A 267-nucleotide genomic window follows, 5' to 3' on the forward strand; every position below is an offset into this window, starting at 1 on the left:
ATCTAACAGACGAAGAGAAAGCAGCAGCTAAGGCTCAAGTTGATGCAGAAGCAGAAAAAGCCAAAGCTGCAGTAGATGCAGCAACAACAAATGCAGGAGTTGAAGAAGCTAAGACTGCAGGTGTTGATACCATTAAGGCGATTAACCCAGATGCAGTTGCTAAGCCTGAAGCGAAGAAAGCCGTCGATGAAGCCGCTCAAGCCAAGAAGGATGAAATTGACGCTCGCTCTGATCTAACAGACGAAGAGAAAGCAGCAGCTAAGGCTC

General features: G+C 47.2%; 1 protein-coding gene. It reads left to right on the forward strand.

Translation table 11 applies throughout. The features are described from left to right. On the forward strand, positions 1 to 267 hold a 267-nt coding region (locus E4T71_RS09455), incomplete at both ends, for a DUF1542 domain-containing protein (protein ID WP_135039028.1).

Origin of the sequence: Streptococcus sp. WM07 (assembly GCF_004570525.1) — a bacterium.
Taxonomy (GTDB): domain Bacteria; phylum Bacillota; class Bacilli; order Lactobacillales; family Streptococcaceae; genus Streptococcus.